17 protein-coding genes are annotated in these 18790 nt (G+C 44.7%); 10 read left to right on the plus strand and 7 right to left on the minus strand.

Going from position 1 to position 18790, the window contains the following annotated elements:
* Nucleotides 1-5: 5 nt before the first annotated feature.
* Genes IQ257_RS02525 through IQ257_RS02540 form a run of 4 tightly spaced genes read left to right on the plus strand, consistent with a single transcriptional unit; the run spans nt 6 to nt 5097 of the window.
* The gene (locus IQ257_RS02525) at nt 6-752 is read left to right on the plus strand and encodes a DUF6884 domain-containing protein (protein ID WP_193873007.1); all 747 of its coding nucleotides are present in this window, start codon (nt 6-8) and stop codon (nt 750-752) included.
* The gene (locus IQ257_RS02530; RefSeq protein ID WP_193873006.1) at nt 749-2248 is read left to right on the plus strand and encodes a DNA double-strand break repair nuclease NurA; all 1500 of its coding nucleotides are present in this window, start codon (nt 749-751) and stop codon (nt 2246-2248) included. Before IQ257_RS02525 ends, IQ257_RS02530 begins: the two co-directional genes overlap by 4 nt.
* A 15-nt stretch (nt 2249-2263) precedes the next feature.
* A complete protein-coding gene (locus tag IQ257_RS02535; RefSeq protein WP_193873005.1) occupies nt 2264-4066 on the plus strand; it encodes an ATP-binding protein in 1803 nt (600 codons plus the stop codon).
* A gap of 5 nt (nt 4067-4071) precedes the next feature.
* Nucleotides 4072-5097, plus strand: coding sequence for a hypothetical protein (locus tag IQ257_RS02540; RefSeq protein WP_193873004.1), 1026 nt, complete (start codon nt 4072-4074; stop codon nt 5095-5097).
* Nucleotides 5098-5395: 298 nt separating this feature from the next.
* Here IQ257_RS02540 and IQ257_RS02545 read toward each other — a convergent pair whose 3' ends face one another.
* The 6 genes from IQ257_RS02545 to IQ257_RS02570 all read right to left on the minus strand — a co-directional run bounded on the left by IQ257_RS02545 (nt 5396) and on the right by IQ257_RS02570 (nt 10542).
* On the minus strand, nt 5396-5644 hold the full coding sequence (locus IQ257_RS02545) for a DUF4926 domain-containing protein (protein WP_193873003.1): 249 nt from the start codon (nt 5642-5644) through the stop codon (nt 5396-5398).
* Between the two features lie 15 nt (nt 5645-5659).
* Nucleotides 5660-6094, minus strand: coding sequence for a type II toxin-antitoxin system VapC family toxin (locus IQ257_RS02550; protein WP_193873002.1), 435 nt, complete (start codon nt 6092-6094; stop codon nt 5660-5662).
* Nucleotides 6091-6423 carry a hypothetical protein gene (locus IQ257_RS02555; protein WP_193873001.1) on the minus strand — a complete coding sequence of 111 codons (333 nt, stop codon included), beginning with the start codon at nt 6421-6423 and terminating at the stop codon, nt 6091-6093. The genes IQ257_RS02550 and IQ257_RS02555 overlap by 4 nt, the downstream gene beginning before the upstream one ends.
* Nucleotides 6424-6676: 253 nt before the next feature.
* Complete coding sequence (locus tag IQ257_RS02560) at nt 6677-7414, minus strand: hypothetical protein (protein WP_193873000.1); 738 nt, start codon at nt 7412-7414, stop codon at nt 6677-6679.
* Nucleotides 7415-7575: 161 nt separating this feature from the next.
* Nucleotides 7576-9789 (minus strand): phosphoketolase, encoded by a 2214-nt coding sequence (locus tag IQ257_RS02565; protein WP_193872999.1) that lies wholly within the window; start codon nt 9787-9789, stop codon nt 7576-7578.
* A 231-nt stretch (nt 9790-10020) separates the two neighbouring features.
* A complete protein-coding gene (locus tag IQ257_RS02570) occupies nt 10021-10542 on the minus strand; it encodes a DUF1499 domain-containing protein (protein ID WP_193872998.1) in 522 nt (173 codons plus the stop codon).
* A gap of 254 nt (nt 10543-10796) precedes the next feature.
* Between IQ257_RS02570 and pds the strand changes: the two genes are divergently transcribed.
* From pds to IQ257_RS02585, 3 genes are all read left to right on the plus strand, one after another.
* The gene (gene pds, locus IQ257_RS02575; protein WP_193872997.1) at nt 10797-12242 is read left to right on the plus strand and encodes a 15-cis-phytoene desaturase; all 1446 of its coding nucleotides are present in this window, start codon (nt 10797-10799) and stop codon (nt 12240-12242) included.
* Nucleotides 12243-12259: 17 nt separating this feature from the next.
* A complete protein-coding gene (crtB, locus tag IQ257_RS02580; RefSeq protein WP_193872996.1) occupies nt 12260-13186 on the plus strand; it encodes a 15-cis-phytoene synthase CrtB in 927 nt (308 codons plus the stop codon).
* Nucleotides 13187-13388: 202 nt separating this feature from the next.
* A complete protein-coding gene (locus IQ257_RS02585) occupies nt 13389-14312 on the plus strand; it encodes a hypothetical protein (RefSeq protein WP_193872995.1) in 924 nt (307 codons plus the stop codon).
* Between the two features lie 76 nt (nt 14313-14388).
* On the opposite strand, the gene IQ257_RS02590 is transcribed toward IQ257_RS02585, so the two are convergent.
* Nucleotides 14389-14820: an FHA domain-containing protein gene (locus IQ257_RS02590; protein ID WP_193872994.1), complete on the minus strand. Its 432-nt coding sequence runs from the start codon at nt 14818-14820 to the stop codon at nt 14389-14391.
* A gap of 259 nt (nt 14821-15079) precedes the next feature.
* Here IQ257_RS02590 and IQ257_RS29725 point away from each other — a divergent pair, with 259 nt between their 5' ends.
* From IQ257_RS29725 to IQ257_RS02605, 3 genes are all read left to right on the plus strand, one after another.
* Nucleotides 15080-15196 carry a WD40 repeat domain-containing protein gene (locus IQ257_RS29725; protein WP_322744148.1) on the plus strand — a complete coding sequence of 39 codons (117 nt, stop codon included), beginning with the start codon at nt 15080-15082 and terminating at the stop codon, nt 15194-15196.
* Between the two features lie 33 nt (nt 15197-15229).
* Nucleotides 15230-16588: a hypothetical protein gene (locus IQ257_RS02600; protein ID WP_193872993.1), complete on the plus strand. Its 1359-nt coding sequence runs from the start codon at nt 15230-15232 to the stop codon at nt 16586-16588.
* A 183-nt stretch (nt 16589-16771) separates the two neighbouring features.
* Nucleotides 16772-18682, plus strand: a complete 1911-nt coding sequence (locus IQ257_RS02605; protein WP_193872992.1) for a pentapeptide repeat-containing protein — start codon at nt 16772-16774, stop codon at nt 18680-18682.
* Nucleotides 18683-18790: the final 108 nt, after the last annotated feature.

Below are 18790 nucleotides of genomic sequence, written 5' to 3' on the forward strand. Positions count from 1 at the left end.
AGTCTATGTCCCTCACAGATCCGAGTCTACTAATCCTTGCCTGTTCCCAGCGTAAACGCTCTGACCCTGGTCTGCTACCTGCAATTATTCGATACGATGGGCCAACTTTCCGCCTACTGCGTCGCTTTCTAGCACACCAAGCGTCACACTCAAGGGCAATATCCGTATATATACTGTCGGCAGAATTTGGATTAATATCCGATGATCGTGAAATACCGTACTATGATCGGCGGATGACACGGATGCGATCGCACCAATTACAGCCCAAAGTTGTTGCTGAACTAGAGAATATACTGAGTTTTAGCTCTTACCAAGAACTTTTTATTTGTGTCGGTCGAGATTACCTTCAAGCGTTGGATGGATACAAGGCAATCATCCCAGAGGGGTTGGGTGTGCGAATTGCTACAGGCAGTTTGGGCAAAAAGTTATCTGAATTACACTATTGGTTATATGGGGAGCTAGCTAAACAATACCACAGTTCCCCAGTTGTAGCTCCAAAAGGCAAAGCACATCTCAAAGGGATTGAGGTAGCGCTGACACCAGCGCAAGTGCTTGATATTGCACATCAGGCACTAGCTGAAGGAAAGGGTAAACCATTTAGTTATCAGTCGTGGTATGTGTTGATTGATGGGCAGCGGGTATCTCCTAAATGGCTGGTGAGTCAGTTGACAGGATTGCCTGTAAGTGATTTTCATTCAATTGCGGCTAGGCGGATGCTAATCCAGTTAGGTATTGAAGTGAGGTATGAATGAATCAACAAGAAAGTCCAAATTCCAGTTTAACAGAGCAAGGCGTGATAGCTGATTTACAGAGTCAGCCTCACCTGATGATTAAGTTACAGGAAAACGCGCTTCTTGTTGCAGAGAGTCTGCGGGATAACTACTTCACAAATACTGCAAAATTTGTCACACACCTACGACGAGCAATGCGCGAGGCAGATTTAGGAAAACGAGATCAAATACTGAGTGCTAAAGCAATCAACGAGCTAGATTGGCAAAAGGTTCAGGGTGAGGTTGTAACGTTTATTGATGGGGGTCTTGGTCAAGTTCAAATGTCCAGTCCAGTTCCTATTCTTCTACGAGTAGGTTCTTATCGTGTACGAACCGGGGAACGTAATCTGGCTGAACGTGAACAGTTTGGCTATTATCCCGTTATTCTTGGCGATTTAGAAGGGGGTAGTAAAGAACGGAAAGATTTCCCTGATATTGTCCGAATTACGGCTGAACTTTTAGGGGGGCTGTCAGCTTTGAAACGGACACCTGATTTACGAGTTTTAATGTTTCATGGTCCGCTAGTTTACATGATGAGTGGCTATGCTGGACATACGCCGTTCACGGAAAAAGACATTGACCTTTTTTTGAACCAGTACGCACAAGAACCTGAATTAGCTCAACAGCTTAAAGATGAGTTTATAGGCGAAGCAGAACTGGAAATATATCCTAAAATGGCTCCTGATCGCTGTGATGAATGGGTAGAAAGAAGGCTCTTTGAACCTCTATCTTGGATAGCATTTTTATATCGTCAATTAATCAAAGAAGCGAAACAGCGAAAACCAAAAACTATCATTACTGGTGTTATTGAGCGAGGTGGTGAATTACGAGAGTTCAGTGAGACAGTTCTTTTAGAGAGAATATTTATAAATTTAAGAAAAAAGAAGAAACAAAATTATTTCAATGAATTATATGGACGCAAAGATATCAAATCACCTAAAGCCTTATTAGACAGACTAGGTTATACAGATGCTCTCCTGCTATCTATGTTACTAGAACCGGGTCAGTTTTCAGAGCCTTGGGAAATTAAAAATAAATATGCCGGACTCACTAAAGGCAAAATTTCCTTACCTGATGAGTCTTATACAACAGATGCAGATTGGGGTTGCCTTAAACTATCCAATAAAATTGGCTTTCCCAAGGTTCGGGGATGCTATGTAAAAGTTTCGGAAACTACTGAACCATTTAGAATAGAAGTTTTTGCTGATTTAGGTACTGATCAAATTCTAGAAGCTGCTCGACGGGCTTATTTGTATGCTCGTGTGCTGCCTGGGTATGCTTTTCCAGTAGGGTTAGACATTGTTGATAAGTACGCTAAGATACCAAACTGGCTAACAGAGTCTTATAGCAAGCTAATCAAGTATCACTTGGGTGTTAGCTTGCAAAATGGACAGATTACTGACGCTGAGATGCGACGCATCATAGTTCAGTCAATTTACATGACAAAGCGGGATTGGCTATTCCGCCCTAATGTTTAGAGTAGAACAAAACCTATGGCAACGTCTTCTAAAAAAACACAGCAACCAAACAATCCAGGTACTAATTCTGTTCAAGTTAACCGTTATGTCGGCACGTTGGTAGGCGAAAGTACAAGCCGCGAGTTTCGACTAGCAGTAGCACCCGAAGCAGTTCGGGAACAAGACATCATTGCTGTAGATGCTGAATTGCGCCAATCAGAAAATAATGCCTCTGTAGAAAAAATTCGTATTTGGGCTAAAGTTCAAACCATTGAACGGATAAATCCTCTTTTTCCAACTGAAGCAGGACATGAATTAGCTGCTACCCGGACAAATCCATTTGATACAGTGCTTTCATTAAGCCAGGAAATGGTTACTGCGGTTTGTCAGGTATTAGGTGCTGAACCTGTGGATCGTAGCGGAGGTGGTAAGCTAAACAAACTTCGTTATCCTCCTAAACCTGCTTCCACTGCTTACTGTCCTGACTCACGAAACATTGCTCGTATCGTTCTTGGGGAATTGCAAGACAAGCAAAATCGTGCTTTAGCTATTGCTACTCTTTCCAATCGTCCTGAAGTAGATGTCACTGTAGATGGTCATGCTATTGTCACCCGTCACCTAGCAATTTTAGCCATGACTGGTGCTGGCAAAAGTTGGACGGCGCGGCGAGTTATCGAACAATTAGCTGCCAAAAATTATCCCATAGTGATATTTGATCCTCATGGAGATTATACGGGTTTAGCAGATGTTCCAGATTTAAAGGAAAAAGTGCATCGTTACTACGCACAGTTTCCGATTTTTGAGGAAGACAGCGACACAGTAGCTCAAATTGTTAGTAATCTTGGGTACGATCTAACACCTACTATGCTGACCCGTTTTGCTGATATATTTCAGGCTGCTAAATCTTTCTACATTAAAGATGAGATGACCGAGCGAGTGATGTGGCTTGCTAAACGCATAAATAAATCGGATTTGAATCGATATGGCGTGCAACAGAATCTATGGTTAATTGCTCATATGGCTGAAGCTGGTGAAGCTGCGCTGCGTGACCATGATGGTCAAGATGACAAACAGAAATTACAAGAGTGGGGTTGGAATGGATTCACAAGCTATTCAAAAAGTGACATACGTACACTTGAAGGAATCAAAAAGCGAACTTATGCAGCAGCGGCAGCTTTACGACGAATGGAACAGACTAACCAAAAAGTAGCTCGTAGCGGTGCTGAACCATTGCCAACTGACCGAAAAGAATTAGTAAAATATGGTCAAATAAGTATTGTATCTTTAGCTGGATATACAGAAGAATTTCAATCAACAATCTACAGCATTATTGCTGACAACATTTTTGATGCAAGGGTAAGAAATGAGCTAAAATTTCCAGTGCTTCTGCTACTTGAGGAAGCTCATAAGTTTGCCCATGTAAATGCAAATACACCAGCCCAGAAAAGATCTATTAATGTTACAAGACAGATAGCTCAAGAAGGTCGTAAATTCGGTGTAGGATTGATTTTAATTAGTCAGCGCCCGTCCCGACTGGATGAGACAACTCTCGCCATGTGTAACTCATACATCATCATGCGTATGGTTAACCCTGCTGATCAAAGTTTTGTGCGTAAGGTGATCGAAAGTTTAGGTGAGGAAGAAGTAAAGATGCTTCCAGATTTAGAAAATGGTGAAGCAATTCTGTCTGGACAACTCACTAGCTTCCCTGTTCTCGCAAAAATCAAAGAACCTGCTTCCAAAGGAGAACGCGAAGAACAGGATGCGTTTGATACGCTAGAAGCGGCGTACAAGGAAGTTCTAGAGGCAGAGCGAAAAGAAAAATCTGTAAGGAGATAAAATGCTTGGAAATTGTTGCTGGTTTGAGCCTCCAAGGAATTAAGCCCCGTGTATGGGATTCAGCATCTGAGTATTACCTGCAAGACCTCAAAGCAGTAATGATTTCTTATGCCGACTTTCATAAAATGCCTAACCGCAGACGGTGGGCAATGGAGCAGGGTATACACAAATATCTAGGCATTCCTGAAGGGGTTCAAGTTTACCTAGATAATGGTGCTTTTTATTTTGTAACTCGTGAGGGAGAAACACCAGTCAAAGAATATGAAGAATTTGTAGAACAAGCTAAACCAGACTGGTTTCCTATCCCTCAAGATTTTATCCCTACTCCCAAGATGTCACGAGATGATCAGGAAAGATGCTTTTACCGCACAATGGAAATGAATCTTAATTATCAACACGGTTCCTATGTGCCAGTTATTCACATTAGTAATTTCCTTGAAGATTATGTTGATCAAATGAAAAAACACCAACCTTTGTTAAACAAACCCTATATTGCTTTGGGTGGAATTGTGCCAAACTTGTTACGCGCTACTAAAGCAATGCCCTACAAAAAAATCCTGGAAAGTCTACATCACGTCCGTAAAGAATTCAAAAGCCAAAAGCTTCATGTTTTTGGTATTGGTGGTACAGCTACTCTCCATCTAGCTGCTTTATTGAACATCGACTCGGTAGACTCAAGTGGTTGGCGTAATCGAGCAGCTCGTGGCATGATACAGCTACCAGGAACAGGAGAGCGAATAGTAGCTCCTTTAGGTAAATGGAGAGGTCGTGCGGTTAATCAGGAAGAAGAGAAAAAATTAAAGGAATGTCTATGTCCAGCTTGTCAAAAGTATGGGTTAGATGGTTTAAAAGCTAGTAAAGTGGAAGGTTTTTGTAATCGAGCCACCCACAACCTATGGATACTTATAGAAGAGGCTCGGCTGATTCAAGAACATAAAACGAAGGGAACGTATAAGGATTGGTATAAAGAACACTTAGACAATACAACCTATCGTCCGCTAATCGCTCAATTAGTAGAAATCTCCCTATAAGGAGCTAAAATGATAGAAAACGTATAATAAAAATGTCAAAATGACGAGTATTTATACTCATATGAAGCGCGTTTGCCTTTTTTTTATTTTACTACCTTATCTTTTTGCAATAAAAAATCAAGGTAGTCCTCTAATTGCAGCCGTCTCGATTCTGATATAGCGTTTCCAAATGAGTTGTAAACCTAGAAGGTCTTTTCTTCTTGTACTTAAAAACTCTGTATCTCTTTCCCCTGTTGCCTGTTGCCTGTTCCCCGTTGCCTTTTCCTGAATAAGTGTGTTTACATCCCAAATGAAAACGCTATAGCTGACGCAACTTGCGTAAAATTATTTCTTTCCGCTGCCACTGAACAACGGGGATAATTTGCGAGGCAGCAACCTCGATTGTCACTTGAGGCAAATCAAACCCTTCTAAACTGTATCCATCCTCTTCACCTTCAGCCATAGGGTAATATTCCACAATTGTTGCAATATCTCCCCGTTTCAGGCTGTATTCTGGTAAGTCATGAGCCAGGGCAACTTGGGAAAATAGTGGATATTGTAGCTTCATGAATTAGCTCCTTGCTCAATTATGTACTGTCCAGTCTTCAAATACCAAACCAGGTACTTGTACAAAATCACGCTGGTTGCGCGTAACGAGAATAGAATTTTCTGCCAGCACAATAGCGGCAATTCGTAAATCTTGTGTGCCAATGCGTATTCTTTGACGACGCAACTCCTGATAATGAGCGTAAGCCTCTTCACTGAAGTCAATTAGATTTAATCGGCTCAGATATTTCACCACATCTCGCAATCCTCTATAAGCCCATATTAATCGTTCAGGTTGGGAAGATTGGGAGGTTTTTCTGATAGCACTGAGCCATCCCCGTACTTGTTCTTCAACAGTTACTACAGTCACACCAACATCGTCACAATTAACTGCACTAATGCGCTGGGTAACAATTGGATGAACTTGTTGCAAAAGTGTGACATGATCGGTATCCAGAATGTATCGAGTCACTTAGCTTGAACCTCGGCGTCACGTTCACGATAATAAGCTTCTGTTTCCTGATCGAGTTCATGACGATAGGCTTCTATGTATTCTAATACCTCATCGAATAAAGGATTATTTTTGAGGGTAGCTGGAACCTGTAGTAAAGGATTCTGCGACTGCGGAGACTTACTTGTTATCAGCTCCTGCTCTCTTGTCTCGGCGATTTCCTTGACATTATCTTGAAGCTGCTTTTCCAGCCTTCGCTTGTAAAGTTGTTCAAATAATAAGGCTTGATCTTCCAGAGAAAGGGCTTCAATGGATTCAATTATTGTTTTCAGAGATGGCGAGATACTCATAAGTTTTGTTTTAATCCTAATTTTGGCTCTATCATAGCAATCCCCCACCCAAGACTAACTCAGGCAGGGGAAAGCTAACTGATTCAACTCAATTCTACCCAATCAACTCAGTTGCCCGCTTCGCCAAATTCTCAGCCGTCAACCCATTAAACGCCATAATTTGACCAGCACTCGATGCTGTATTATGCCTATAAACTCTGACGCGATCGCATCCCTATTTATTTATTAGTAAATTTCCTTACTTAGATATTTTTTATTTACGCTGATTATGGAGCTTTTTGATTTCCTCTTGCACACCTATTGCCACCTGCAACGCTTCGTTAATTAGCTGACCACTTTCACCAGCTTTCTCACTAACATCCAATGCTCTTAAAGATGCTAAATTATTAGCAAATAGCTCAGGTCGCATGTTTATGATGTCTTTGCTTTCTCTTAAAATTCTCTCAGTTTTAAGGGCGCAAACTAAATCTGCCCTTGTCAGATCAAGTGCTTCACTTATCTTTTTCTTATCAATCAATTCTACTGAATTTCCAACAGCTTCTATCTGGCTTTGAACCTCTACTATTTTTGCAACTTGATTGTACTTACAAACTTCTTCAAGCAGAGGGATTGTAGTTTGGGAAATTCTTTTATTTGCAAAATATTTTCTAATCGTTAAGTAGATAACTGTTGCAATAAGGCAAGAAAGACCTATAGAAATAACTGGTGCATTGTTAGTGATAGTTAGCGTATCAATGAGCGAGAATCTAAGCCAAAGTATATGCCTTATAAGTAAAAAACAAATCGTAATTAGAGAAATAAATAAAACCTCCAACCAAGCTCGACGAATTATTGCTCTTCTTAAGGTAAGGGGCTTGTGTAACGGAATGCCATTTAAATCAAAGCCTGTTAAGTGTTTTAATTCCCCTTTCGTAATCTCTAAACCCTGTAGATTAGACCAAACAGAATTAGAATCATCAACCGACTTATTCCATTCATCTATGTCAGCCACATCTAAATGCTCCCTATACTGAGTTACCTATATTTTAAGAAAAGTGGCTTTGAAGGGACTAGAAGTTCATATAATTTATTGAACCAATCTTGACATACAAGCAGGATGTCAATTAACCCCCACCTGGTAAAGGGGCAGGCAGGGGCATCACATCCAACGATTTAATTTACTAACTCAGTAGCACGTTTCGCCAAAGCCTCAGCCGTCAACCCATTAAACGCCATAATTTGACCAGCACTCGATGCAGTCTCACCCCGCTTCCAAGCAAAAGTATCCCGCTTCAAATTACTCCGCAACATAATGGGTTCCAGCATCCCACTCGTACCCCCAGTCACCCCAATCAACGCATCACCACCAAAGAGTTTCTCAAACCCTTCATCATCTAAGAAATGACTATCCTTTTCAGTACAAGTTGCCCAAGCAACATCATGAGGACGATACAAGCGACGGGGACTAATTACCGAAACAATTCGCACGCCAATTCCTTCATTTTCCAAGTGAACGGCAGCATCAAATACCGGAATTAACGTCATATCTCCAATAACGGCAAAAACGACTTTCTTTTTCCCTTCCGTTTCATGCAACACCACCCCACCATCTTGCAATGCTTGACGAGTATCTTCAAAGGTCGTTAATACAGATAACGGTGACTTACTAGCAGTAATGGTAATTCCCTTATTCTTCGTTGTCAGCGCCCAATCGTAACAAACTTGGATACTATTTGCATCGCAGGGAAATAGAGGGAAAACATTGCCATTCCGCATCATGGCAGCAAAGTAATTCTCAATTTCTGGACGCTGGTGAGTCCAACCATTGCGTCCTTGTTCCAATGCCCCTGCTGTAAATAAGGTAATTGTAGAAGGAGTAGGACGGCGCAATTCTGCCATTGCCTGTGTTACCGTCTGCCAAATGGGTAAACCATTAATCGCAAAAGACTCGTAAGAACACCAGAGAGTCCTTGCGCCAAATAATGCTAAAGCTGCTGCTAACCCTGCACAAGCATCCTCACTCAATGGTTCGTATACCTGACCCTTAGGTCCCTGATAATAGAGTTCGTCAGAGGTGGGGTGGATAATTTTCAGTGCCACATTAATGTTATTAATCCCAGATGCGGCATTCCCGTCAGCATTGGAGATAATAAAGCTGGGATCTTTGTGTCCCACATGGGCAACTAACGCACCCATTGCCGTAGTTGCAACTTGCTTATCTTCCTTAACTGAAAACTCATTTAGAGGCAATTTCCCTAAATCTGGCAGGGGCAATTCTTTTTCCGTCACCACTTGGTGAGATGCCGGACCCCCTGCAGCTCGTTCACAGTTAGTGCGGACGAGTTGCCAAGCTTCTGGGGATAAGGCACGCTGTTTTAAAGCCTTGATCACATCTTCATTCTCTAAGGTGTGGTGGGCATAGAGGTTGTGAGCTTTTGCACCTTTATCATGTACCCCCGCCCCTTTAAGCTGTTTAATAATCAGCACCGTTAGCTTACCACCGAGGGCAGATTTCGCGGCTTTATCTGTGGCTTCTAAGACCGCTTTGGTGAATTCTAAACGCTTTTCCCAAGAAAACGCGGTGCTATCGACATAGTCTCCGGGTTGGTTGGCGTCATCAAAGTCTTTGGCATTAACTAAGATAATTTCTTTAAATCCGTTACCCTCCCAGTATTCAATCATTTCCTGGTTGGGTTTAGTAGACACCATGCTGTGGTGTTCCTGAGAATAGCCGTTCCAAACCAAGATGGGCAGGAAATTAGTAACTTCGGGATATGCCGTGTGGAAGTGACCGAAACTACTCATTATATAGGGTTCACCGATACCCCCGTCACCAATCGTAACGGGGAAGAGGGTATCTCGGTGCAGTAATGCCCCCGCCATAGCAAAATGCTGCCCTTGTCCGAGGGGTCCAGCCGGGTTGAGGAGTCCGGGAATTTGACCGGAAAGGTGTCCTAGGAGTCCGTGCATTTCCCGGAAGCGTTCCCGCATCTGTTGCACGGTTTCAATCCCCATGTCCTCTAGGGAGCGATCGAGGAACATGGTACTGTAAAAGCCTGGAGCATGGTGTCCTACTTCGGTGATGATATTCTTATAACCCAGCATGATCAGGGCGGCAATGCCTTCCACCACACTGGCAAATCCGCCTGGGTGACCGGAGGCTTTAGACGCGGTAACTTGCAGAATGAGGTAACGCAGGGCGTCAGCAGCGAGGAGGGTTTGGAAGACAGCCGCTGGGTCAGAAGGAGATGCGATCGCACTTTTACCCTCAGCAATGGCAGGTTTTCCACCATACGTCTCGAAACCCGGAAGGGCTTGTCCGAAGTACTGAATGCCTTCGCAAAATGCTGGAACGGGTGACGTAGTTTTTGGGGTCGTTGCAGTCATGCTGAGTACCTTAAATCAATGTATCGGTAGATTAAGTTACTAAAAATTTTACTACCTTTTAGCAACATTTAAGTTGCTAAAGTTTATTAGTTCTGCGTTATGCAGTGATAACTTAAGGTAATCAGACAGCAATGAATCTTCCCCTCGGCGCTAAGTGGATCGGCACAATTAAACTGAACTGCTGAGAGGAGGGAGTGGGGGAAGTTAGGGCGTTTTCATCATTACAAATACCTACACTGGGTTTTGCAGTTCGTTGAGTTGCCCTCGGATCGTTTCGATACGCTTGCGATTTACGTCCAAGTCTGAACGTCCTAGGCGAGAAGCGGAGCGAACTTGGATGGTATTAGCACTTTCGCCGAAGAAAAATTCCACGTCATCGACAAATCCCATCAGCTTACTGGTAAATTCTGCATAGAGGTAATTCTCCGTTTCCGTAATAATGTTCGTTTTCTCCATGTTCTGGATTACGGTCTTCAGATCAGCCATCGCCTTTGGCAGCGTTGAGGTGTACTTTAAGGGTTCGATTCCGTGGGTGGAGTCTTGGGCTTGGCTATTGACGCAGTTGGGGGTATTGGGACACGGGGTTAGTTTCCCTGCTTGAACGCCTAGATTGGTGGGTTTTTTTCCGGCAAACATCTCTCCTCCTGAAAACGCTAAAGTTACGCCTATCGTACAGGCAGCAACGAATATTAGGGATATAAAGACGATCGCTACCGATTGAAGGGTCGATCGCTTTTGAACCTCTGAGGTCATGGGATTTTAGTCACTACTTGTTTCGAGCCTGTTATAGAGCTTACCGAAAAAGGGGAGCGGGGGAGCGAGGGAGATATTTAGCGGGTAGCGTGATTTCTGCTAACTTGCACGATTAACTTAGGGTTAATCGACTTGTTGCCGATTTCAGTAAGGCTCGAATTCTTACGGTTGAATTAGAAAATGTAACAGAATGCAAAGTATAATGAGGTCGAGATTACAATGACAAGAACCTAGAGGAAGAGTATTACTATCACATGCGAGTTGCGATCGCTGGAGCAGGTCTAGCAGGGCTTTCCTGCGCCAAATACCTCACCGACGCAGGTCATACCCCTATTGTCCTAGAACGTCAAAATGTTTTAGGCGGTAAAGTTGCTGCGTGGAAAGATAAAGACGGAGATTGGTACGAAACAGGTTTGCACATATTCTTCGGTGCTTACCCAAATATGTTGCAGCTATTTAAAGAACTGGATATTGAAGATCGGCTGCAATGGAAAAAGCATACGATGATCTTCAATCAGCCGGAAATCCCCGGAACCTATTCTCGGTTTGACTTTCCCGATTTACCAGCCCCCATCAACGGCATTGTCGCGATTCTGCGCAACAATGATATGCTCACTTGGTCGGAGAAGATTCGCTTTGGGTTGGGTCTGCTACCGGCGATAATCAACGGGCAGAAGTACGTTGAAGAGATGGATCAATACTCCTTCTCCGAATGGCTGAAGTTACAAAACGTACCGCTAAGGGTGGAGAAGGAAGTTTTTATCGCCATGTCCAAGGCGCTGAACTTTATCAACCCGGATGAGATTTCAGCAACGATACTCCTCACCGCGTTAAATCGCTTCCTTCAGGAAAAAAATGGTTCTAAGATGGCGTTCTTAGATGGTTCTCCGACAGAACGACTCTGCCAACCCTTAGTCGATTACATTACCGCACGGGGCGGAGAAGTGCGTCTGAATGCACCCGTTAAAGAATTCTTGCTCAATCGGGATAACACGGTGCAGGGATTTTTAATTCGGGGTGCGAACGGGGAGGAAATACTGACAGCAGATGCTTACGTGTCAGCTATGCCAGTTGATCCCTTGAAGCTGATGCTTCCCGAATCCTGGAAAACGATAGATTTCTTCAAACAGCTAGAGGGGTTGGAAGGCGTCCCGGTGATCAACCTGCATCTGTGGTTTGATCGCAAGCTGACGGATATCGATCACTTGTTATTTTCGCGATCGCCCCTGCTCTCGGTCTATGCTGATATGAGCAACACCTGCAAAGCCTATGCCAATCCCAACCGTTCAATGCTGGAATTAGTGTTGGCACCCGCAAAAGACTGGATTGGCAAATCCGAAGGGGAAATTGTAGACGCGACCATGGCAGAATTGAAAAAACTCTTTCCCAAGCATTTTGAGGGGGATAATTCCGCCAAACTGCTTAAATATCATATTGTCAAGACCCCGCGTTCTGTCTACAAAGCAACCCCAGGACGACAAGCTTATCGCCCTGCTCAGGAGACGCCGATTGCCAACTTTTACTTATCGGGTGATTACACGATGCAACGTTACTTGGGCAGTATGGAAGGTGCCGTACTTTCTGGTAAGCTGACATCGCAGGCAATTGCAAAGAACTCCGAGTCAGACGTTCAACGTCACCAATCAGACGTTCAACTTCCTGCTACTCCCAGTACCCAACCTGTAATCCCCAGTCCCTAGCTGCCTGCCTGCTACGAATGCTTAAACTGCCTAACTCCCCGTGCATGAGAACGCTGGTTTCCCAGTCTGACGCTTATGAAATCTGCCGTCAGATTACGGCAAAGTATGCTAAGACGTTTTATCTGGCGACATTGTTAATGCCAGAGGAAAAACGCCGAGCGATTTGGGCGATATATGTCTGGTGTCGGCGAACTGACGAGCTGGTAGATGGTCCCCAGTCGCCGTTAACGACGCCAGAAACCCTGACTCGGTGGGAAGAACAACTAGAATCTGTCTTTGCTGGACAGCCAATTGACGAACCGGATGTAGCGTTAGTCGATACCCTACAACGATTCCCAATGGAGATTCAGCCGTTTCGAGATATGATTGCTGGTCAGCGTATGGATTTGTACCGCAGTCGATACGAAACCTTTGATGAGTTAAAGCTCTACTGCTATCGGGTTGCTGGTACGGTAGGGCTAATGACTAGTCCGGTTTTGGGGTTGGACAACTCGCCCAACCAAACTCCATGGAATAGTCAGGATGCAAACAATCCCGTCGAAGAAGCAATCTCACTGGGCATTGCTAAACAGTTGACAAATATCCTCCGAGATATTAGTGAAGATGCTAGCCGGGGTCGCATCTACTTACCCTTAGAAGAATTAGCACTGTTTAATTACACGGAAGAAGACTTATTCAAAGGGGTTGTTGACGAGCGGTGGCGGGAACTGATGCGCTTTCAAATTCAACGCGCCCGTAAGTTCTATGCTAGAGCGGATAGAGGAATTGGAATGCTCAGTCGTGATGCTCGCTGGCCCGTCTGGGCAGCATCAATGCTTTATCAGGGTATTTTGGGGGCGATAGAGCGCAACCACTATGATGTCTTTAGTACACGCGCTTACGTCTCTAAACCGCGGAAGCTGTTATGGCTTCCAGTCGCCTGGTTGAGAGCACAAGCGCTTTAATAGATGGGAAGCAGAGGTACGGGGGAGACAAAGCGAGGAGTAACACATTGACAGGGTGACAAGCAAACCGAGGGCTTGATTGAGCAAGCTTTCTACGCTATTGACCTACAAAAGATGAAAGCTTATTGACGGATCATCTCCCCGTTTTAAGGATGGCTAGAAGCTAGAATAGTGAGTCGGACACTTAATTCATCCCACAGTTATGTTTGATTGGGTCTGGTTAGCGCGAGTGACGTTGATGGGTTTGGTGGGAACCGCCACTGGAGCCACTTTATTAGTCTGGACATTAGGTAAAACCCCACTCATCAACACCAACAGTAACCCTAGTCCGGTTGCGAACGTTACTCCAGGACAGCCTCAACCCGTACTCCTACCACCGCAACCCCTAGTTCTTACAACCCAATCCAATCCCGTTAGTTTAGTTGAGGGTGCGACAACTGTCTTGAATGGTCCCTTCGATCTCAAGAAAACCCTCAGTAGTTTGACTCCCTTATTTGCAACCCCAACTTCTTTAGGTATGGTGGCGATTGGAGTAGCAGAAGGCAATTACCGACTTCTCGTTGAAAACGGCAATCTCTACGTGCAGCAAACTGCCTCCTACTTCGGACACACCGATCCGGGTAATTTATCTTGGGGTGACGTAGTGACAAACTATGGTCCTTGTAGCGATCAAGGACGCAGTGGCGGAGATATCACCCAGGCAGAGCAACTGTGCTTGCAGCGATCGCGTTCTCGACTGTCTACCCATCTCGTGGATCTAAACGCTGTCGGTATCGACCCTAGCGCAGACATAGAAGCCTTGCTGAATGCAGCGGATTTGTACAATCAAGCCAAACCCATTCATTCCCGCTTTTTTCCCAAAGCGCTGGCAATGGCACGAAAAGGCGGTTTGACTGGTATTGAGGCGATTGCTTGGGCAAGGACTGCCTCCTTCTATCTCAACTTAAACAATGAGATGGACTTGCAAGGCGGTTTAAATCAAGCCACAGGACTCATCGGCATTTGCGCCCGTGAAAACCGTCCGATTACCGAGTGGGATTGTGTTTACAGCGACCAAATGCGACGGGTTAAAGCCATTGCTTCTGTTTTAGACAAGTATCGCCTAACCTATGCTCCCAGTAGCTAAGGTGTGTCGGCAGAAAAAATTTTACCGTAGGACAGGCATCTTGCCTGTCCTACCCCTAACGCTGGGTAGCAAAGTTCTAATCCTGAATAGAATTATAAGCTGTATAGCCAACAGCTTTTAAAGCTGTAGCCCCCTGAACGCGCCTGCTTTTCAGCAGAGGGCTGGGGGCTGAAGACGTTAAGTGAATTTGGAGCTGAGGACCAGACATAGCGAGTCGAACGATAATGCCATCCGTCACAACGGCTTCAGTGATGGGTTCACCGTTCAGATAAGTGCCGTTATTGCTAAAGCTAACTGCTTTCCACTCAGATGCAATGCGCCGGAGTTCAATATGGTGGCGGGAGACGACCGAGCTGTGCAGTACGATATGGTTATCAGAACAGCGTCCGATTTTAATCACAGGTTGATCCACAAAAGTCCACTGCTGCACCGGAGCATCCTGAGATGGAAATCGCAACGAAAGCGTCACGACATTAGGAGCAGTATTTGCCCGAAATAAAGATTTCACGATCAATTGTTGCACCCCCAGAAAACGCAAGTTTAATAAGTAGCCAATAACTATGCGTAAATTTTAAGTAGATGCCTTCAGTTTACAGAAACTAGAAGGGCTTTACAGACCGTATTTTTACGGATTTTAGCAGATACCCATACAAAAATACCCATGGAACCTTCTAGGGGTACGGTATACCTACGGACTAGAACCAGGGTTAGAACATGGGAGTTGGTACGGTAGTATTAAGCTGTGGCAACTTAGTACGGGCAAGGAAATCTGCACATTAAAGGAACACGTAGCCGTAGTGAATTCCCTAGTCTTTAGTCCAGATGGGAAGACATTAGTCAGTTGCAGTTCGGATAAAACGATTAAAATTTGGCAGCGGGATTAAGGTGTTGATTACCATTTCTAGAGCAGGCTGTTAATGAGTCGCCGTCGCTGGCTAGAAATTGCTGAATATTTGTCCCTTGCTAGTTCAGCATTGGGAACGGTTGTAGCAGCAGCCACTCAGCAGGTGGTGTATGCGGCAGCTCCCTTGAGTATAAGTCTTGCCTTGAATCTAGCCAATCGGCAAAGGCTCAACCTGTTGCATCGACAACATTCAGAAACAGCCCTGGCACAACTCCATCAACGCCTTGATCCGATTAGCCAACGCCTGACTGAATTGGAGTCTCGCATATCCCAGAGCGATCGCCAAATTGAAAACTTAAAAGATACCCTAGCCGAATACCAAGCTCAACTGCAAGCTCTGGAGCAAATAGGCAGGATTGATGTATCAGTACAGTTGCCTCCATACTCCTGCCCAATACCACAGGAGATACAATTACTTCCAGAGTTTCACCCCGTTATTCTACCTACCCCTGAATTAATCCCAGAAACACCATCCCTTAATTGGCGATGTACAAACACTCTCACAGGAAATTCAGCGGTTAAATGCCTTGCCATTGCTCCAGATGGGGAAATACTAGCCAGTAACAGCACTGACTATAGTATCAAACTGTGGGATAGTCGCACTGGACAAGAACGATGCATTCTTAAGGGGCATTCCTATCACGTCCTGTCCATTGCCTTCAGTCCTGATGGAGAAACCCTGGCTAGTGCCAGTGCTGATAATACCATTAAGCTGTGGGATATTCGCACCGGACGGGAAAAACGTACTCTCAAAGGGCATTTGTACTACTTTTTAGCGATCGCATTTAGTCCTGATGGTACAACTCTCGCCAGTGGTAGTGCAGACTGTACAATCCGATTGTGGGAGGTGAGTACCCTGACTCAGAAGCGAATTCTCAGGGGACATGGTGAGAAAATTCAGGCTGTCGCGTTTAGTGCAGATGGACAAACTCTTGCCAGTGGTAGTCGGGACGGCATCATTAAACTTTGGGATAGTAGCCCTATTGTTCGGAAAGATAGTATGACGTTAACTGGACATAGCGGTGCAGTTCGTTCCGTCGCCTTTAGTCCTGATGGACAAATCCTTGTCAGTGCTAGTGCAGATTTTACGATTAAGCTGTGGGATGTACGCACCGGACAGGAGAAGTGTACGCTACAGGGACATTCTGACGAGGTAAGTTGTGTTAGTTTTAGTCCGAATGGCACTATCTTGGCGAGTGGTAGTTACGACCAAACTGTTAAATTATGGAATTGTAGCAGTGGGGATTTGCTTGGGAGGCTATCCGGGCATTCTGGTGCTGTTCAGTCTGTGATTTTCAGTTCAGATGGGCAGAGATTAGTGAGTGGTAGTAGTGACAAGGCGATTAGGATTTGGGAGTGTGAAACACGATGATTTTGGCTTTCAAGGCTAGTTGCTGTAGCGTAGTGTGATTATTGACTGGCTTTTGGAGCGGTTTGCCATTTGCTAAATTAGTGTCAAGTTGCGAGTGTTTTCCCGATGAACACAGTCCAACTCACAGCCAAAAATTAACCCTAGACAACATTCTTAGTCACACGGATACCGAAAGCGAAGAGCATGAAAGCTGAAGAAGTCCTGAGACGATATGCAGAGGGGGAAAGAGATTTTCGCCGTGTAAGTCTTCGCGGGCAATCGTTTAAAGGTAAAGACCTTTCGGGGGCAGACTTTAGTGAGGCGGATATTCGAGGGGCAAATTTTACGAATGCTTACCTCAAAGATGCTAAGTTTTGTGGAGCAAAAGCTGGACTACAACGGCGATGGCAGACGGGTTTAACAGTAATGGCTTTACTGCTGTCGGCAGTTTCCGGAAGACTCTGCCGCTTCTCCGGATATTTTGTAACATTCATATTCGGTAGCGATCCTGCAAAGATTGTGGTTGGCTGGCTGGCTATCGGTGTAATCGTTGTCTTCTGGATTATCGTTATCAGCAAAGGGATTAACCCTGGAGTGTTCGCTTTGGCTTTTGCTGGAGCTGTCGCTTTTGCTGTCGCTTTTGCTTTTGTTGGAGCTGAAGCTTTTGCTTTTGGTGGAGCTGTAGCTATTGCTTTCGCTGGAGCCTTGGCTGGAGCTGAAGCTATCGCTTTGGCTGGAGCTATCGCTTTGGCTGGAATTTTGGCTGGAGCTATCGCTTTTGCCGTAGTTTTTGCTTTTGGTGGAGCTGTCGCTATCCCTGGAGCTATCGCTTTCGTTCTACTGTGCGCTTACGTTAGCTGGCAAGCATTGGCTGGAGATGAAAAATACACCCTCATTCGCACAATTGCCCTTACCTTTGCTGCTACAGGAGGCACAAGTTTTTACAATGCCAATTTAACTGATGCTGAATTTTCTCAAGCCAGCCTTAAGAGTACAGATTTTAGACGCGCTAACCTCACCCGGACTTGCTGGCACCAAACTCAAAAACTCGATCATATTCGTCCTAGTACAACGTATCTGCAAGACAAAAAAGTGCGGCAATTACTGATTACAGGACAAGGACAAGACCAAAACTTTAACAGCAAAAACCTGCAGGGAGTCAATTTACAAGGTGCAAACCTAGCCGATGCCAGCTTCATCGGTGCTGATTTAAGTGAAGCGAACCTGCAAGACGCGGACTTATCGAGAGCCAAACTGGTACAAACCCAATTAGATGAAGCTGATTTAACAGGTGCAACCCTTACCGGAGCCACGATTGAAGACTGGAGCATTACGAGTAGTACCCAATTGCAGGGGATTCGATGCAGATATGTCTTCATGCGTTTACCGACTAAAGATGACCCCAACCAACGCCGCAAACCAGATAACTGGGACGAAGAGTTTGAGGATGGGGATTTTGCTGATTTTATTAAACCAATTGTCGATACCCTTGACCTCTACCACAATCAGGGAGTTGACCCTCGTGCGATCGCTATCTCATTCAAGCGGTTAGCGGAAAATAATCCAGACGCTGGACTGGAGATTGTGGCGATGGAGAAACGGGGTAAGGATAAGTTTTTACTCCGTGCGGCAACGGCTCCAGAAAGCGATCGCTCTGCACTCAGCGCTAAGTATTTCACGACATACAACCAGATTAAAGCCTTGGCAGAGGCAGAGGTACAGAAACTTTTAGCAGAGAAAGATAGTCGAATTTCTAGTTTAGAGAATATGGTAGAGACGGCGCTACAGCGTCCAAGTTTTTATACAAGCAATCAAATACAAGAGGTAGGTAGTATGACAAACAATCCTGGTGGATTTTCTGTTGGTGGTTCTGTCGGTGGCGATATCCGCAACCTTCAAGGTGACAAGAACCGAGCCATTCAAGGTGACAATAACCAAGGTGTTCTTGGCGATAACAATCAAGTAACTCAAAGTCAAGGTGCTGCAACGGCTGAAGAACCGCTCACAAAAGCCGATGTGATTGCGTTACTGGCAGAACTCGACAAGTTAGTTCGAGGGGCAGAATTACCAGAAGAAGCCAAAGAAGAAGCAACTATCGCTCTTTTGTCACTCTAGGAAGAGGAAAAGTGGAAATCAGTCTGTTCTTGAGCTGTAGGGATAGCTCCCGGAAACCGATTCATAAAAGAAATTAATCGAGTAAAACCCACTTCTAAAAGTGGGATG

The organism is Coleofasciculus sp. LEGE 07092 (assembly GCF_015207375.1).
Classification (GTDB): domain Bacteria; phylum Cyanobacteriota; class Cyanobacteriia; order Cyanobacteriales; family Coleofasciculaceae; genus LEGE-07092.

What these genes read in the sequence shown, in the direction of transcription:
- IQ257_RS02585 (WP_193872995.1), top strand. Translation starts at nt 13,389, where the DNA reads ATGTTTGATTGGGTCTGGTTAGCGCGAGTGACGTTGATGGGTTTGGTG.
- IQ257_RS02565 (WP_193872999.1), bottom strand. Translation starts at nt 9,789, where the DNA reads ATGACTGCAACGACCCCAAAAACTACGTCACCCGTTCCAGCATTTTGC.
- IQ257_RS02570 (WP_193872998.1), bottom strand. Translation starts at nt 10,542, where the DNA reads ATGACCTCAGAGGTTCAAAAGCGATCGACCCTTCAATCGGTAGCGATC.
- pds (WP_193872997.1), top strand. Translation starts at nt 10,797, where the DNA reads ATGCGAGTTGCGATCGCTGGAGCAGGTCTAGCAGGGCTTTCCTGCGCC.
- IQ257_RS02600 (WP_193872993.1), top strand. Translation starts at nt 15,230, where the DNA reads ATGAGTCGCCGTCGCTGGCTAGAAATTGCTGAATATTTGTCCCTTGCT.
- IQ257_RS02555 (WP_193873001.1), bottom strand. Translation starts at nt 6,423, where the DNA reads ATGAGTATCTCGCCATCTCTGAAAACAATAATTGAATCCATTGAAGCC.
- IQ257_RS02525 (WP_193873007.1), top strand. Translation starts at nt 6, where the DNA reads ATGTCCCTCACAGATCCGAGTCTACTAATCCTTGCCTGTTCCCAGCGT.
- IQ257_RS02605 (WP_193872992.1), top strand. Translation starts at nt 16,772, where the DNA reads ATGAAAGCTGAAGAAGTCCTGAGACGATATGCAGAGGGGGAAAGAGAT.
- crtB (WP_193872996.1), top strand. Translation starts at nt 12,260, where the DNA reads ATGCTTAAACTGCCTAACTCCCCGTGCATGAGAACGCTGGTTTCCCAG.
- IQ257_RS02535 (WP_193873005.1), top strand. Translation starts at nt 2,264, where the DNA reads ATGGCAACGTCTTCTAAAAAAACACAGCAACCAAACAATCCAGGTACT.
- IQ257_RS02530 (WP_193873006.1), top strand. Translation starts at nt 749, where the DNA reads ATGAATCAACAAGAAAGTCCAAATTCCAGTTTAACAGAGCAAGGCGTG.
- IQ257_RS02545 (WP_193873003.1), bottom strand. Translation starts at nt 5,644, where the DNA reads ATGAAGCTACAATATCCACTATTTTCCCAAGTTGCCCTGGCTCATGAC.